The organism is Mucilaginibacter sp. P19 (genome assembly GCF_050632265.1).
In the GTDB taxonomy this organism is placed as follows: Bacteria; Bacteroidota; Bacteroidia; order Sphingobacteriales; family Sphingobacteriaceae; genus Mucilaginibacter; species Mucilaginibacter gossypii.
Window position 1 is genome coordinate 2,964,948 of record NZ_CP192586.1, and the last position, 15,852, is coordinate 2,980,799.

General features: G+C 42.5%; 17 protein-coding genes. 8 read left to right on the forward strand and 9 right to left on the reverse strand.

All coding sequences use genetic code 11. From position 1 onward, the window contains the following. The first annotated feature begins 48 nt into the window (after window positions 1-48). From ACQ86K_RS14375 to ACQ86K_RS14385, 3 genes are all read left to right on the forward strand, one after another. Entirely contained in the window at window positions 49-1,305 is a 1,257-nt protein-coding gene (locus tag ACQ86K_RS14375) for a TolC family protein (protein WP_431200853.1), read from the forward strand. A 180-nt stretch (window positions 1,306-1,485) separates the two neighbouring features. Further along, a complete protein-coding gene (locus ACQ86K_RS14380) occupies window positions 1,486-2,448 on the forward strand; it encodes an efflux RND transporter periplasmic adaptor subunit (RefSeq protein ID WP_431200854.1) in 963 nt (320 codons plus the stop codon). Window positions 2,449-2,482: 34 nt separating this feature from the next. After that, window positions 2,483-2,779, forward strand: coding sequence for a hypothetical protein (locus ACQ86K_RS14385; protein WP_431200594.1), 297 nt, complete (start codon window positions 2,483-2,485; stop codon window positions 2,777-2,779). 396 nt (window positions 2,780-3,175) lie between these two features. Here ACQ86K_RS14385 and ACQ86K_RS14390 read toward each other — a convergent pair whose 3' ends face one another. From ACQ86K_RS14390 to ACQ86K_RS14425, 8 genes are all read right to left on the reverse strand, one after another. Next, a complete protein-coding gene (locus ACQ86K_RS14390; RefSeq protein ID WP_091164371.1) occupies window positions 3,176-4,222 on the reverse strand; it encodes a response regulator in 1,047 nt (348 codons plus the stop codon). A 365-nt stretch (window positions 4,223-4,587) separates the two neighbouring features. Continuing rightward, window positions 4,588-5,436 (reverse strand): universal stress protein, encoded by an 849-nt coding sequence (locus ACQ86K_RS14395; protein ID WP_091164367.1) that lies wholly within the window; start codon window positions 5,434-5,436, stop codon window positions 4,588-4,590. A gap of 78 nt (window positions 5,437-5,514) precedes the next feature. After that, window positions 5,515-6,306: a universal stress protein gene (locus ACQ86K_RS14400; protein ID WP_431200595.1), complete on the reverse strand. Its 792-nt coding sequence runs from the start codon at window positions 6,304-6,306 to the stop codon at window positions 5,515-5,517. A gap of 104 nt (window positions 6,307-6,410) precedes the next feature. Continuing rightward, a complete protein-coding gene (locus ACQ86K_RS14405) occupies window positions 6,411-6,776 on the reverse strand; it encodes a hypothetical protein (protein WP_176844403.1) in 366 nt (121 codons plus the stop codon). A 120-nt stretch (window positions 6,777-6,896) separates the two neighbouring features. Beyond that, entirely contained in the window at window positions 6,897-7,244 is a 348-nt protein-coding gene (locus ACQ86K_RS14410; protein ID WP_176844402.1) for a DUF3943 domain-containing protein, read from the reverse strand. A 253-nt stretch (window positions 7,245-7,497) separates the two neighbouring features. Further along, window positions 7,498-8,058, reverse strand: a complete 561-nt coding sequence (locus ACQ86K_RS14415; protein WP_431200596.1) for a BON domain-containing protein — start codon at window positions 8,056-8,058, stop codon at window positions 7,498-7,500. 353 nt (window positions 8,059-8,411) lie between these two features. Continuing rightward, window positions 8,412-8,810 (reverse strand): helix-turn-helix domain-containing protein, encoded by a 399-nt coding sequence (locus ACQ86K_RS14420; RefSeq protein WP_431200597.1) that lies wholly within the window; start codon window positions 8,808-8,810, stop codon window positions 8,412-8,414. Window positions 8,811-9,062: 252 nt separating this feature from the next. Then, the gene (locus ACQ86K_RS14425; RefSeq protein ID WP_176844401.1) at window positions 9,063-10,166 is read right to left on the reverse strand and encodes a S1C family serine protease; all 1,104 of its coding nucleotides are present in this window, start codon (window positions 10,164-10,166) and stop codon (window positions 9,063-9,065) included. Between the two features lie 474 nt (window positions 10,167-10,640). Here ACQ86K_RS14425 and ACQ86K_RS14430 point away from each other — a divergent pair, with 474 nt between their 5' ends. Next, the gene (locus ACQ86K_RS14430) at window positions 10,641-11,495 is read left to right on the forward strand and encodes a universal stress protein (RefSeq protein WP_091164286.1); all 855 of its coding nucleotides are present in this window, start codon (window positions 10,641-10,643) and stop codon (window positions 11,493-11,495) included. Between the two features lie 279 nt (window positions 11,496-11,774). Then, window positions 11,775-12,785 (forward strand): metal-dependent hydrolase, encoded by a 1,011-nt coding sequence (locus ACQ86K_RS14435; protein ID WP_091164283.1) that lies wholly within the window; start codon window positions 11,775-11,777, stop codon window positions 12,783-12,785. A 108-nt stretch (window positions 12,786-12,893) separates the two neighbouring features. On the opposite strand, the gene ACQ86K_RS14440 is transcribed toward ACQ86K_RS14435, so the two are convergent. Next, entirely contained in the window at window positions 12,894-13,340 is a 447-nt protein-coding gene (locus tag ACQ86K_RS14440; RefSeq protein WP_091164280.1) for a pyridoxamine 5'-phosphate oxidase family protein, read from the reverse strand. A gap of 343 nt (window positions 13,341-13,683) precedes the next feature. Between ACQ86K_RS14440 and ACQ86K_RS14445 the strand changes: the two genes are divergently transcribed. The 3 genes from ACQ86K_RS14445 (at window position 13,684) to ACQ86K_RS14455 (ending at window position 15,839) form a co-directional block, all read left to right on the forward strand. Beyond that, window positions 13,684-14,445 (forward strand): PAS domain S-box protein, encoded by a 762-nt coding sequence (locus tag ACQ86K_RS14445; RefSeq protein ID WP_431200598.1) that lies wholly within the window; start codon window positions 13,684-13,686, stop codon window positions 14,443-14,445. A 26-nt stretch (window positions 14,446-14,471) separates the two neighbouring features. Next, window positions 14,472-15,215 (forward strand): sensor histidine kinase, encoded by a 744-nt coding sequence (locus ACQ86K_RS14450; RefSeq protein WP_431200599.1) that lies wholly within the window; start codon window positions 14,472-14,474, stop codon window positions 15,213-15,215. Between the two features lie 480 nt (window positions 15,216-15,695). After that, window positions 15,696-15,839 carry a BON domain-containing protein gene (locus ACQ86K_RS14455; RefSeq protein ID WP_431200600.1) on the forward strand — a complete coding sequence of 48 codons (144 nt, stop codon included), beginning with the start codon at window positions 15,696-15,698 and terminating at the stop codon, window positions 15,837-15,839. Window positions 15,840-15,852 lie beyond the last annotated feature (13 nt).

Sequence of the window (15,852 nt, forward strand, 5' to 3'; positions counted from 1 at the left end):
CTGATCGCCACTTTCCTCACCTTGTTTGTATTGCCCGTTTTATATATCATGTTTGAAAAAGGCTTTAAAACAGTGCTATCGAAGAAAACGGGCACTGTACTTTCCATCACTTTGCTGACTGTAATAAGCCAAACCTCGGCGGCGCAAACACCCATTACCCTTAAAGCCGCTATAGATACTGCTTTAAAAAACAACTTACAAGTTAAACATGAACAGTTAAAGTCGAAGTATCAGCAGGTACTGATCGGCACATCAGCCAATATTTCGCAGGCTACGCTGTTTGGGGAGGTTGGACAAATCAACAGCAGCTACAACGATACCAAATTCGGTATTTCCCAGTCTTTCAACTTTCCGACTGTCTATAGCAGGCAGAAAGAACTTTTGCAAGAAGACTGGAAAAACAGCATACTGAATATCGCGGTAAATGAGGTGCTGTTAAAAAAGCAGGTTAGCCAGGTTTTTAACACCCTGGTATATCTGGAAAACAAGCGGATGTTACTACAGCATGCCGATAGCCTGTATTTGAGCTTTTATAAAAAAGCCGAGTTGCGGCTGGCCAAAGGCGAAGCCAATATACTGGAGAAAACAAGTGCTGAAACATTATTGGGACAAGTGCAGATGCAGCTAAACCAGTTAAAGGAAGATGTGGCCATCATACAACTGCAATTCCAGTTGTTGCTTAATTCTACAGAGCCCTTAACACCAGATAAATCCGACTATAAATTAGCCGTTACATTGGCCTCAGACACCTTGACCTTGAAAAACCACCCGGTAATAAAACTAATAGCTCAGCAGCAGCAAATTGCAGACGCTGCTATCCGCATGGAAAAGAGCAAGCTTTTGCCTGATCTGGCCATAGGATATAACAATACCAGCATCAAGGGTATTGGTGCCGATAATAAGCTTTATAATGGCTCAAACCGGTTTAATTCAGTGCAATTGGGTATCGGCATACCTATTTTTGCCGGGGCGCAAAAGGCGCGGATCAACAGCGCGAGAGTAAACAAACAGATAGCCGAAAGTAGTTATGCTATGGAACTTCAAAGCATGACAACAGCTTACCAATCTGCCGTTTTTCAATACCACAAATACCTGCAAACGGTTCAGTATTTTGAAAGCAAGCCGTTAAAAAATGCCGCTTTAATAACCGTTACCGCCAACCAGCAAATTGCCGCCGGAAACATCAACTACCTGGAATGGACACAACTGATTAACCAGGCCACTACTATTAAAAATGATTACCTGGATGCTGTTCGCAACCTTAACGAGGCCATCATTCAACTCAACTATTTTTCAAACAACTAAAAATATGATCATGAAACCCATTATATATTTATCAGTCATCATTATTCTGCTATCTGCCTGCGGCGAAAAAAACCGGCAACAGATAATACAGGTAAAGCAGAGAATACTAACATTGTAACCCTGACGGATGCGCAGCTAAAAAATGCATCGATACTTACAGGCAAGCTTGAGCAAAGGGAAATATCATCTGTGTTAAAACTCAATGGAAAAATCGATGTTCCGCCGCAAAATATGGTTTCCATTAGTGTCCCCCTTGGTGGGTATTTAAAATCAACCAAGTTGTTGCCGGGCATGCATGTGAATAAAGGTGAAGCCATAGCGATGATAGAGGACCAGCAATATATCCAGTTACAACAGGATTATCTTACAGCAAAGGCCCGGATAGGATACCTGGAAAATGAATATAACCGCCAAAAAGACCTTAACCAAAGCAAAGCGAGCAGTGACAAGGTTTTTCAGCAGGCCGAGGCCGAATACCGCAGCCAGCAAGTGTTAATTAGTTCATTAGCTGAGAAATTACAACTCATTGGTATCAACGTACGAACTATCAGCGCCTCAAAAATATCCAGGAGCGTCAATATATACTCTCCTATAACCGGCTTTGTATCTAAAGTAAATGTCAATATCGGCAAATATGTGTCCCCGACGGAGGTGCTGTTCGAGTTGGTCAACCCAACAGATATACACCTGGCGCTGAAAGTATATGAGAAGGATCTGGATAAATTATATATCGGTCAAAAACTGGTGGCCTATACCAACAACCAACCCGCAAAAAAACACGAAGCCGAGATATTACTGATTGGCCGGGATCTTTCTGCCGACAGGAACGCAGATGTGCATTGCCATTTTGAAACCTACGATAAAACACTGGTTCCGGGTACTTATATGAATGCAGAAGTACAAGTAAAAAATACTAAGGCATATGCCATAGCTAACGAAGCCATTGTTCAGTTTGAAGGTAAACAGTATATCTATAAAGTTATCGGGAACCGACAGTTTGAGATGGCCGAGGTTAACATAGGCGAAAGTGAAAACGGCTTTACCGAAATACTGTTGCCAACAAAGGATATGACCGCGAACGCTGTTTTTGTAACCAAAGGCGCGTATTCATTATTAATGATGATGAAGAATAAGGCGGAATAAAATTAAATAAAGTTTAAACTAAGGCCTGTCAAATATGAAAACTAATATCACGATGAAATTAGTCATCTCAGTAGTCACCATCACTATATTATCATCATGCGAAAAAGCTATTGTATATAATGGGAATGTTAATGTTATGGTACAATACAACCAACAACCTGTGCCAGATATTCCTGTTTATTACTATGCCGGGATGCCTGAAAAAGACAACTCAGGCAACATTACATATCAAGGAATGCAGCTTTCCGCTATTGATGGAAGTGTAACTTTTAGGCAATTACCCCCGGGCAATATCACTTTACAGCATCTGGTTTTTGAATCCTGCCCATAAAGCAGTGGGAGCGGACACTGATATTACTGTAAGAAAGCGATACCGGGACGAAAGTAACTATCAAATACTACTCCCCCTTCGTTAAATTAAGTCCGGAAACAGAAAATGCCTCTTGGCATTTTCTGTTTCACTCAGGCACGTTGTCGTAATGGGATAAATTGCTAAGCACTGCAGATTGCAGATCGATTTTTGCAGTTTGGCTTTTCTGGTGTAAAGAATTACATTATATCCTGATCTGCTTATTTATTTGATTCAAGGACCGCAGCCATTAACTGGTTATTATAGTGATTAGATTGAGCGCACGTGCACCTTCAACTGCTTCGGTGTACCGGACCAGCGATACAAGGGACATCGGCATGTTGCGTTATCTGAGTGAGAAAAACATCCGAAAGTAGCTTAGTGTCTGGCTTTTGCAAAATTTATGGCATCCAATATCCGTATATGGCTGCCCTTTCTTTCAATTAAGCCTTCTTCTTTAAAATCGCTAAGTGTACGGCTAACGGTTTCTGTGGCCATACCAGCCATAGCTGCTAATTCATCACGCGATATTTTAAAATCATTATGATCCGGAAATTGCGACTGGAGGCGCAATAACACTTGTAACATTCGGTTTCGCACAGAAGAGTATGCAAATTGCAGCAATTGCTCTTCTTTTTCACGAATATTATTACATAAAATTCTCATAAATTGCTGACTAATATCCGGATATTGTGAAATCAGATCCATGATCATATCCTTGGGCAGGAGGCACACCACCGAATCATCTATCGCCTCAGCGGTGTCGACATGTTTGTCTGTGAATAGCTCGTTAATCCCCACATATTCTTCCGCTTTGTAAAGCCCGGTCACTAATTCGCGACCATCTTCAACAAGCTTAAACGTCTTGACAAAACCCTCCAATACCAAATAAATGCCTTCTGGATTATCGCCTTCATAGTACAAAATATGTTTCTTTTTAAGCTGCCTCACTTTTCGTTCGGCAATCAATCTTTTTAACTCATCGCTACCAAGAACATGTTCGGAAGCCAGGCGTTGTAAACTTGTCAGAGAGCGACTATAAAATGTCTTGAGGTTTTCCTGCTTCTGAAGACGGCAGTTGATTGCGTGCAGTAGTTCTTTATCGTCAAACGGTTTGGTCAAATAATCGTCAGCCCCCATAGCCATCCCTTTTCGCAGATCTGGCTTTCCGGTTTTAGCTGTTAAAAATATAAAAGGAATAGTTGCCGTGTAAGGGCTTTTATTCAGAATGTTCAGTACACCATATCCGTCAAGTTCAGGCATCATGATATCGCAGAGTATCAGATCCGGTCGCTGCCTGATGGCTGTCTTAACGCCGCTTTTTCCATTTTCGGCCGTGATTACTTTGTAACCGCTCATCGCGAGAATTTCAGCAGTACTCTCCCGAATATCGCTATTATCTTCAATGACAAGGATTGTCTTCATAATATTATAATCAATTGAACAAATGATTTATTAAATATTCTAATGCTTTTTCCTGGATAAGTAAAGACGCCGTGATGATATTATGTGATCTTCAACTTATTTAAACAATAAACTATTTCCAATAAACAGAGAACATGCAAAGCAGGAAAAAGAAAATTCGTTGTGGCAACGTAATCTGCACCTGTTTTTTAACTGTGTCGATTTACCATTTTTAGCGCGGTACCGTCTATAGTTGCATTATGCTGCCGCTGCCGGCCAGCCCAGGCACCACTATTCCATTTCGTCCCTGATCGGTGCGGAGGCTGCCCGCTTATTCTATACTTGATTAATCTTTTTTCCTCTCAGTTTAATTTCAAATTATCTGCCTACTTTACCACCAATAAAGGCACTGGCATGTGGCCTGCAGATTGTTGGGTCCGACTTCCATGGAAAAGTTGGTCAAAAAAACCATGTTGATGATGAGCCATTGCGAGCAGGTTTATGTGGGCGTGAGCTATGAGCCAATTTAAACCATTGGCGACATGCTTACTGTTGACTGTTCTGACACTGACTTTTTCATAACCGTATTTGGTCATGATTCCGTCTTTTAAAGCATCAATCACCAATCTGTAATCCTGATCATCAACATCCCAATGGATATGCGCTAATATTAATTCTGCGCTTAAGGATCTTGCCAGCAACACCACATTCTTCAACGCGTCCAAATCGTTGTTGATATGTTTGAGGTCGGTGGCAAACCCTATCCTCATGATTGGCTGAAACTTCGCACCTATCGGAACCAGTAATAAGGGGCGTACAGCCGACTCTATCATTTTGCGGCTATGGTTACCAACCATCCAGGTCCCTAAATGGTCGTTACTGTGGGCACCAACGATAATCAGGTCTGCCTTATACCGATCAGCTTCCGTATTTACAACATCAGTAACGAAACCAGGGCCCTGAATACACAATATCTCTGGTTTATAGCTGTCAATGTTTCCTGTTACAATCATATCCTCTTTCATTTTGGAAAGTTGCAGCTTGCTATCGCGGTCTATATCGTCATAAACTGCCTCCGGCCAGGCAACAGTTCCGCTTTGTGGTACTTCTGCAGGTACATTTAAGGTATGGCAAAGTAATAACTTAGCCTCCAGGGCTTGTGCAAGCCGGTAAGCGTAATTTGCAACATGACTGGAATTAGCTGAAAAATCAGTCGCGATCATCAATGTCTTCATAATTGTCAATTTAATAAGGTAAATAGCTCCGTTTTTATTTGCTATGTGCTATAAATAACGGCAGGTCCAAAACTTCCATTAGTTTATTAGCCATACTATTGTTGAACATTCGAGAAACAGCTCCCCGGCTGTAAGCCCCCATAACCACAACAGCTCCCGGATCGGCTTTTTCAACCAGTCAAGCAATACATCTTCCGGATCACCTGTCAACTGCGTTGTTACTAGGTCATCGTAATGACATCGTACATATTCACCAATCAGGTTTCCATCGGGTAGTAAAGCCAAGGGGCGTTGGCTTACGCAAACAACCTCGGCGGGGTATTTTTTTGCCCATGGAAATAAAGAATTGAATGTTTTTAGCGCAAATACAGAGGACGGATGACCGTCGTACAAAATAATTATCCGTTTGACTGAATGGTAAACCGGCGGAACAACCAATACCGGGCTCTGAGCACTGGCCAGGAACTCTTTAATAAAGGGTGCAGGCCTTTCCTGATGATAGTGATTTAAAGTTTCGACAACGTTGATAACTGTAAGGTCGCTGTAAATACTTTCTTTGATCAGCTCGTTGATCGCAAAACTTTTGTCTTTATGCACTACATAACTAACCTGCTTTTCAGCGCATATCTTTTCAAATAGGGCGATAGTCCTATCACAGGTTGTCCGGTCTTTTCTAAGCAACCGGTTCAGCTTATCTCCTGAAACACCCTGACTTCCCACCATGTCAAAAATATCGAAGCTATGATAGAGAAAGTCCTCTAAAAAAACCCCGTTAATTACCATATGGTCGCGGCTTGCCAGTTCAATAGCGTAGTCAAGGGTTGCCTGCGAGAATTTCAGGCCGTCAAATGCTGCACTGATCTTTTTCATATTATTTCTATATGATATGTCAAATGTAATTTATTGAAGAGCAGTGCAATATGATGACAGTCAGCAGTCACAGTGATCTGCGTCATATCCGTTTTAGTTAAAATTCAAGCTGTACCGGCAAGAAAACCGGAGATAGGGATAGCGGGCGGTGATCTTTGGGTGTTTTTGATAATACCCAAGCAAATAAAACTAGCCAGTTCCAAACAGGCCGATACACCATTACACAAGCGAAGACCAACTTCGCCCGTTACAGCTCGCAATACGTAATGCGAGGCATTGCCATTGACGGTACCGATTAGTCCGCCCCGGTAATTGAAGCGAAAAAATAGACGATTAAACATGGTAGCCCCAAATTGCCCGTAAAAGCCTACTCCGGTCCCATAATCATAGTTACGGCCCTTAAAATGGTAAGGATCGGGCACGGCGGCCAGTATCACCGACCAGCCGCCTGCGCTCGCTGTGACTTGCAACTGCTTATTAAGTGTAAAAGCTGAAATCCAATTCAATTTGACACTTTGCGCGCTATTAAAACAGCCCCATTTTGAATATAGTCATAATTTGCGGATAAGGTAAGAAGTTGAGGATTATGCTCAACTTTGTTTAGCCACCATCAGTGCTAATATTTCGCTAAACTGCCGCTTAAAACCGCGCGTATGATTATTAACAATCTGGTTAGATAAACGGTAGGTCATTTCACCGAGGGCGATACCGCCGAAACAGGTATTGATAAAATCGTTCGGTGAAGGGTATTGTTTTTCGGCAGCGGCCTCCCAAATATAACTGCCGATTAGCGTTGGCGGTACCGACTGCCAGAATGTATAACCATTTGCACGGAACGCACTAAAATAAAGACTGCCATGGTAAGGATGCGCGAACTGATTTGTGCCGAAAGCGCCGTTATCCCAGGTCCAGCTCGACGGTTGCAGATTATGAGTCACAGTGCTGAAAGATATATAGGCGAAATCAACATTTCGCACATACCGGTCAACAGACCAGGGAATGAGCTAACCCAGCGCCAATTGAAACGCAGCGCGCTTAAAATGGGTTTGCGTGGCCGTATCTGCTACAGTAGTTCCGTTTCCGTTGGCCGGAAGCAACCGTACTGACAATCATCAGGCATAACAGTAAACAAACCGGGCGGCACATAGTTTAAACAACAAGTTGCGGCTACATGATTACTTGCATATCCTCTCAGATGTGTGACTGCAACATTAATTCAGGCTCTTCAACAATCAACTTACTGTCCAGGCTGGTAACTCCGGGCGCAGCCCACACGATATCTTCCGCCTCTTCCTTTTCGGCAAAAGAGCGCACTTTGCCGGTAAGTGTCGCTTTGTTCCCGCTTACAGAAACTGTAATCCTGGCGGCATCTATTGCGGCCCTGCGAAGAAAAGCTTCACTTATTTTCTTTGCCAAATCATCAGCGCTTACCTTTGGGCGTATGGTAATAGAATTATTTACGGCCTTTACACCGTGGAGGTGCTGTATAGCGGTGCTGGCACTGTTACGCTGAACGTCCCATTCCACCTCTCCTTCTAACATCACAATACCATTTTCCACTTTTACTTTAATACTATCTTCAGGAATCCCTGTATGCCATTTAAGGGCATGCAGCACGGCCTCGGCTATTACCCCATCGTTTGTGTTGTACGCAGGAGATACTCCAATCTGGATATTCTCAGCCAGCGCTTTCACGCCGGCTACCTTTCTGGCAGCGTTTTCAGCAGCTAATTTCCTGCCATATGTATCCACTTGCCCGCAAAGTGTTACTACACCTTTTTTACGCTTACTTTGATTTCTGCATCATGAAGGATAGGATGCCATTTAAGCTCGTCCATCACATCTTTCTGAATTTCAAGATCTGTTTTCATGTTTTTTTGAATAAATAACTTGTAATTGCTGAAGTAAATAAACCGTAAAGTAACGAGAGTTGACATGACCGGAATCACCTGGCGACCTGACCTTGATCAGCTTTGCAAAGTGTCCGCGGCGTAATATTTGATGCCCCTCAGGTAGCGAAATTAAAAGCCTTCCCCGGTTAAAAAACAATGAATAGCCAATCTGTCCTGTAAATACATGGCAAATCAAAATTTATTATTAAACTATTAGATCAGTTTTTTTCCTGACATAAGTTTTTCATTAAATGCCTCTAATAACTTAATGTATCTTCTCATCCAATAATAGATCGGATCATCCGGCTTTTCGCTACCTTCATCTAAACCGCCCAATGTTTGTATGTTGACGGCCCCTAACCTTTCAGGCAGTTCTTGAGGAAACTCTTTTGTAAAATCATAATTTAAGACGTATCCTATTTTGCAAACAATTTCAAAATCCAGATCCTCTGCTTCAAACCAATTGTAAAGCGTCCGGCGACTTACCTGCAGCGCCCTGGCAATATCGCTGATGCTCGCGGAATTCCGGCGTATGACGAGTTCAACAACACGACCACGATGCAGGCACCCCCTATTGTTGCCAGGGCTGTTGTTCCCAAATTCGCCAGACATTGATTTTTTTCACTGTTCATAAAGAATAAATTATCGCCCCGCCAGGCTTCCAAATCAAAAATTAATATTTAATAAAATATACTTATGCCAACTAAAGATTGCTTCAGAATATTGGGCAAGTTGTATCACCATATTTGTTCGGACCAAAAGATCAAGCAAATAACCTTCGTCAATTTAACGTCTCTCATACACACCGCACTTCCATAAATTAGTTCGGCCGCTTTTTCCAAACAAGTCATACTCAAGCTTGATTTATTTTCTATGAACAGTGCGCAGTAAAGGCCATGCATCGCCTTTGCTGCCTGCGACATTCCGGCTGTTATTATCCGCCGAAAGCTTAACAGGCAGCGATATTTGCCCGTTATCTCGCCAAATAACCAGGGTAATGCGATCTCCCGGAGTTCGTTCCGCCAGCATTTCTCTGCATTGGGCGGTATTTTCAAGCGTAATTTTATCGAGCATCAGCAGAATATCGTCTTTCCGAACACCTGCCAGATCCCCCGCTCCTCCCTTTATCACGCCTTTTACCAGCACGCCGTTTACATTCTTCGTCTTTAACCGGCCCGCCTGTCTGGCATCCATATCGCGGAGAACAATATCAAGTGATGCATGGTGAACCTCGCCAAAGGCAACCAAATCCAGCCATGCCTTTTTTACAATCCCCGAGGGAATGGCAAATGAATAGCCAGAGAATGAACCCGTAGGAGAAAGTATTGCAGCATTTATACCAATTAATTTCCCAGACACATCTACAAGTGCGCTACCACTCATGCCTTCATTACTGGCAGCGTCTGTTTGCAGGTATGAATTAACACCCGACGCAGCGCCCAGATCGTCAATTCCGCGGAAACGGGCACTCAAAATGCCGGCTGTAACCGTTGAGTTTAATTCCAGCGGATTTCCAACAGCGAGTACAGGGTCTCCGATGCGAACCAAGTTGGAATTTCCTATTTCCAAAAATGGTAAGCCATCAGCCTGTATTTTTAGTAATGCCAAATCCGCCGCAGCATCTATCCCGAGCACTGTTACGTGGAAAGCCCTGCGATCTTGTAATATAACAACCACGCTATCTCCTGCCGCTATTACATGGGCGTTTGTTATAATGTAGCCGTTAGTACTTAAAAGTACGCCTGAAGCATCACTAACAGGTGTATCATAAGCAGATCTGTCGAATCTTTGACCAATCTGCGCGGGCAATTGCGGGCGCCTGGATAATAAGCTGTCTGAAAGGTAAGAGGTAACCCTTACCACCGCGGGCAACGCTCTTGCGGCTGCCAGGCTTAAGTCGGTCACTGTAGCCTGGGCGCTTCCCCTTGCAGGTAACATCACTAACAAGTAGATAATAAGCCTCTTCATTTTATAGTTAATAAAATTAACAGCTGCACAATTCCGCTTTTGCTTTATCGGCAGCAACTCTGACTGTATTGGCGAATTCATTCTTTGAATTGATACGGGTTTTCATGGATAGCCAAGCGCGGTAATGCACTGTATTGATTATCTCACGAATTTCCGGGTTGGGCGTTGTAGCCATATTTGTCTCTTTCAAGCCCAAATTAAACATAGTTACAAACCGGTAACAATGACCCCCATCATCCAAATAGATAACTTTGCTCACATCATCATTGTGTTACGCTGAATATCATTTTTTTAATGCTGATCATCATTTATAATCAAACTGCGCGTAAATACATTTGATTGACTTAAAAAACCTGTCAACCAGGAGCGACCGCGCAGGTTACCTTTAATAATAACCGCCTGCGGTAAACTGCAGACGAAGCATAAAAAATGCGAAAACACATGTACAATCACAGCACTTAAATTAAGATTCAAATGAAAAAGCTACTGGTTCTCACGGATTTTTCACCGAACGCTGCACATGCGGAGGCTGCAGCATTAAGGTATTCGGCCAAGCTTGGCTGGGGCATTGTTTTGTATCATACCCTGCCGTTCATTCCGTTGATTCCCAGTGACACTGCGGGTCCTTATGTAACAGAAACCACGAGCATGCTGTTTGCCGATGCCAGGGAGAGATTAAGTCGCGAAGCCGATCATCTGAAAAAACTTGCCGGTAGTGTACCGCACTACCACCCGGATATTGAGTTAAAAAACGGCGAAGGTACCCTGAGCGATGTAATAGAAGAAATTTCCGGCCAACGTGAAATTGAAATGGTAATTATGGGCGGAAGGTCCGACAGCGCCCTGGAGCACTTATTGACGGGCAGCGATACAGCAGCGGTTATTCGCAAGGCTGTCAAACCTGTGCTGATTTTACCGACAGGCGCTGAACAGTATATACCTCAATACGTCGTTTTTGCAACCGATTTTAATACCGCTGATTTGCCGGCGATAGATTTTTTAATTGATTTATCTGAAACGCTCGGTTTTCATCTCGATGTTGTGCATGTTGTACAGTCCAATGAAGTGGCTGCCGATATTGTCCCGGAAGTTACCTTCAGTAAGTTTCTTGCCCAACGCGGACTCAGTTGTACCCAAATACCTGGCAAAAACGTACATAAGGGCTTGCATGAATATTGCCGGGCACATCACGCTAATGTATTAGCAATGACTCATGGTCACCATTCTTTAATTTCGAGACTTTTTAGCCAGAGTGAATCCTTAACCGCAATCACCGACAAACAATCGGCGGTTCTGGTTTTTCCGCCTGCTTTTAACAAGTCTGTCTGAAAGCTGTTGCTTCTGGCATCATTAGGTGTTAATTGATGATTAACTTTACTAACATTATTTGTCAGCCCATTGCATGCCCGCAAATCCAAACGATAAAGCCACCGATAAAGCATCTTAATCCACATCTATCTCGATATCTGTAAGATGGTTCAGCGGTCCATTCAAAGTACATTCAAGTTCATCGTTTTATTAAAATGTTTTTTAAAATGATTATGCTCACCCGATTTGATGTTCTAAAGCAGCATATCACGCATTACTTTTTATTATTTTAACCCTGCTATGGATACACTAACACATCTTACGATCGGCGCCTGCGTAGGCGAAGCGTTTGCCGGCCGCCGGCTGGGTAAACGTGCAATGTTATGGGGAGCAACAATCCATAGCTTGCCAGACATTGATTTCCTGACCACGTTCTGGTTCTCCACCCCAAGAGCTCTGTTGGCGCATCGCGGCTTCACCCATTCTTTTTTGTTTTGTGCGATGATCTGTCCCTTGCTGACGATTGCCGCCAACCGTCTGACACCGAGCTCAAATATATCCCGGCGGCAATGGTGTGTCTTCTTCGTGTCGCTTTTATTATTGCACGATGGGTTGGATGCACTCAATAATTACGGAGTTGGCTGGTTCGAACCGTTTAACGAAGCCCGTATAGCGTTCAATCTAATTTACGTCGCTGATCCCTTTTTTACTATTTGGCCACTCGTTGCATGCCTCGCATTGCTTTATTTAAAACAGGATTATAAGAGAAGAAAAATATGGTATACGGCAGGCTTGGGTATAAGTTGCTTTTACTTGTTATACTGTTACAAACACAAATTGGTGATGGACCTCTCGGTTAAGGCGCTGCTAAAAGAGCAAAACATCCGGTACACAAGGTATTTTACCACTCCGGCCCCCCTTCAAAATTGGCTATGGTACATTACCGCGGGGACAGATAGCGGTTATTATACCGGATACCGATCTGTATTTGATCGAAAACAACATTTAGCGTTAACTTATTTCCCACGTAATACGCATTTACTTAATAGCACTAAATATCAAAAAGATATAGGCAGGCTCGTGCAGTTTTCACAACAATTTTATACTGTGGAATTACGGAAGGACACAACTGTGTTCAATGATTTACGTTTTGGTCAAATTACAGGCTGGCAGAACCCTAATGCCGGTTTTGCATTTCATTATTTTATCCAATACCCTGAGCAGAACAAACTCGTTGTACAGCGCGGCAGATTTGCCGGCTGGAACTGGCAGGCTGCCAAATCACTATACAGGCGCATTAAGGGAGACTAAATCATGTAAAATCTATAACCATTATTGTTAGGAGACCTGCGTAGTGTTTTGTCGGGAAAACAAAAATTATTTGTCAACTGAATGTTTAAATTTATTGTGGGATACCTGTTAATTTATTTCATAACGACCGGTCTTGTTGATAATTCTAATTCTATACCATATAGCTTCACGTACAGCAGCAGCCTGTGCATGCTCAATTGCTCCATGAGCAGGCAAACTACGACGTTCTTCGAGGAGTGTCATTATTTTTTCTATTAGCAATTTTATAGCTTTTTCTCTTTCGTCTCCGTGAATCTCCTCAAAACGCCCCCAAATAACCACACTCCACCAAGTTGCAAGGTTTAGTATCTCATCAACCTGAAAGCAAACATCTGGATTTTTATTCATGATCGTCGTCTTCATACCTTCCTTTGAATGCGCATAGATAAATTCGCCATCATAAACATAGGTGACGGGTACAATATAGGTGACGCCATCAGCATGACAACCGATCCTTCCAACGATTTGTTCGCTTAACAATTGTGTTATTCTCTCTTCGTTTAGTTCTTTTGCCATATCATTTATTTTTGCGTTAAGGTTATGGTACAAAACCCGTTACGTGACTTATGGATAAAGACAAAATAATGGTTAACCATACTTGCAAATTTAATTTAAACCAAACATCCATTCAATGATTTCTGTCACGTTTGATATTTTACGTTTAATACCTCATTAATTTTTTTGGAAAAAACCAACTTAATATTTACATTAGTAAACGACCTTAGATCATACCTTAAAGCCCTTTAAACACAATAAGGCCCGATTTCATAAGTTTACATAAAGTGAGAAATCCTAACAACTCCATATATATATAACTATTTTTATAAATAAATCTGACCTCTGTTAAATATTATTTACAATGAATGATGAACAAGCCACCTTCATTCAATATTATGAGCAATTACCGGTAGCGGTTTATTTATGCGATCGAAACGATTTGCTCATAGCATATAATAAAGCTGCTGCGACCCTCTTTGAAATAGAACCGCTTAAAGGTAACGATGACTGGTATCCGACTTTAACCAAATACGACCAGGAAGGGCATCTTATTAATACAAATTATAAACCATTGACTACGGGACTTAGAGCCCGAAAGGATAGCGTCCGGCAAGAGATCCGGTTTCAGTTATCAAGCGGCGCCGACTGCTACATCCTTGTATCATCTATAGCTGTACGCGATAAAGATGGCAATTATGATGGCTCCATCCATACCCTCAGTGACATTACTACCCAGCGCAGGTATGAAAAACAACAGGCCCTGCTTGCCGCAATAGTAGGTTCATCCGAAGATGCTATCATCGCCAAGGACCTGTACGGGCAAATCACCAGTTGGAACCGTGGCGCTGAACGGATTTTTGGCTACAAACCTCATGAAGTAATCGGAAAACATGTCGGACTTATCATTCCAAACGACAAGCTGACTGAGGAAAAGAGAATCATCAGGGCGATAAGAAGCGGTAAGACGGTAGAACATTTTGAGACCTTGCGTAAAACAAATGCCGGTGTCATTATTCCAACTTCACTGACTATTTCTCCAATCCGTGACGCCCGGGACCGAATAATAGGCGCATCAACGATAGCCCGTGACATCAGCAGGCAAAAAAAGCGGAAGAACAGATAAAAAATTACACTTTACACCTCGAAGATATGGTTGCCCGGCGTACCGCAGAGCTTAACCTTTCCCTGCAAAAAGAAAAGGAGTTGGGGCTGTTGAAAAGTCGTTTTGTGTCAATGGCATCCCACGAATTCCGCACCCCCTTAAGCGCCGTAAAACTTTCGGCTTCCCTCATCGGCAAATATGCTGAAACCTATCACGACCTGAATATTATTAAACATACCGACAAGATCAAGAATGCTGTTAACGACCTTTCCGCCATCCTCGGCGATTTCCTTTCTCTGGAAAAACTGGAATCAGGAAAAATCAGCATTTCGGCATCTGAATTTAATCTCGCAGAATTTTGCCGGGAAATCATTTTAGAAATGCAGATGTTGGCCAAACCTGGTCAAAAACTTATTTATACGCATTCCGGAAGATTTGAAATGGTAACGCTCGACCAGCAATTGTTAAAAAACTGCCTCAATAACCTTTTGTCAAATGCAATCAAATATTCCGGTGAAGACACGCTGATCCGCCTTGACACAGAACTTAACTCAAAAGAATGCAGTTTATCAGTTACAGATCAGGGCATCGGAATTCCGGAAGCGGATAAGGCACATTTATTCAGTGCTTTCTTTCGAGCAAGTAACACCGGTACAACCCAGGGAACGGGCCTTGGCCTGAATATCGTAGCGCGGTATGTAGGCCTGATGAATGGAGCCATCAAATTTGAAAGCCAACCCGGATTAGGAACCATTTTCACACTTCGTTTTCCCCGGCTAAGCGTTAGCTAAAGCGGGGATTATGTATAAATGAAGGTACCACACAGATGAATGATATAGGTTAGCGCATTCACCCAATCAATACATGTCGTTGTCAAAAATTGGATCATTGATTATGATATGGTGCTTTTGAAACTTTTCCTATGCACCATCGCATTGCAGTTTTTAGGCTATCTGAACAAAACGGCTATGTCAACAGCTTTCAGGCGGATCCACTTACTGGCATAACCAACTGTTTTTAAAACTGGATCCTATATACTTTCAGATGATTGGACAGGTGTTGCACTTACTTGTTTGCGCTAATTGCAGCCTAGCTTGTAAGCAATAACCAGTAATCTTTACCACTGTTAGCGGGGTGCTTAATGGCTTATCTGCAGCACCCGCAAAGTTGATGAACATCATCGAAATCACTGATTTGAATCATGGCATATCACACTGTTTTACAAGTACTTTGAGGGACAATAAACAATTTCTTAACTTAATCATCAAGTCATGAAAACAGACAGTCAAATTCAAAAAGATGTAATGGATGAATTGAAATGGCAGCCATTTCTAAACTCATCTGCAATTGGTGTGGCCGTTAAAAATGGCATTGTAACCCTTTCGGGTACAGTGGATACATTTTCAAAAAAATAACTGCTGAAAGGGC